A 575-nucleotide genomic window follows, 5' to 3' on the forward strand; every position below is an offset into this window, starting at 1 on the left:
CGCTTCGCGAGCAAGCTGCGCAGCAAAAACTGCATCTTTAGCATTTTTAGCGCCAGAGGTGTTCGGTAGCAAATTCACACCGGCGTGAATCAGAGGCTGCAAAATGTCATCTTGCTGATCATGCACATCCACACGTTTAAGCGCCATCGTCGCGAGCTGTGAACCTGAAACCTGGATGGCTTCGGCCATTAAACCGCTATTAGAAAATTTACCTGTTCCTGTGAACAAGCGTGATTGAAATTCTTTATCACCAATTTTCAGCATCGACATTATCCCCCTGCGATGGCTTGAAACAGAGAGATGCTATCTCCCTCAGAAAGTACCGTACTCGCCCATTCGCTACGCGGCACCACTTGATTATTAATGGCAAAAACACAGCCCATTTCAGGCAGAGAAAACTGGGTAATGATTTGCTGTAGGTTGGCATTACACTCGACCAGCTGAGCTTGGTCGTTAATAGCGATAGTTATCACGTTACCTCTCTCCTTTAACAAAGGAACGCACAAACGAACTTGCTGCGAATTGATTTGAAACTGTCATGGCGGTCATCTCTTAACTGCTCATTGGTGCAAAAT

1 protein-coding gene and 1 pseudogene are annotated in these 575 nt (G+C 46.1%); both read right to left on the minus strand.

Annotated features, from left to right (window positions below; genetic code table 11):
• Positions 1-264: pseudogene (locus tag R8O10_RS26610) on the minus strand (thiazole synthase); the annotation flags it as partial.
• Positions 265-269: 5 nt separating this feature from the next.
• A complete protein-coding gene (gene thiS / locus R8O10_RS26615; protein WP_025541650.1) occupies positions 270-473 on the minus strand; it encodes a sulfur carrier protein ThiS in 204 nt (67 codons plus the stop codon).
• Positions 474-575: the final 102 nt, after the last annotated feature.

Origin of the sequence: Vibrio sp. 1727 (assembly GCF_033344415.1) — a bacterium.
Lineage (GTDB): Bacteria > Pseudomonadota > Gammaproteobacteria > Enterobacterales > Vibrionaceae > Vibrio > Vibrio alginolyticus.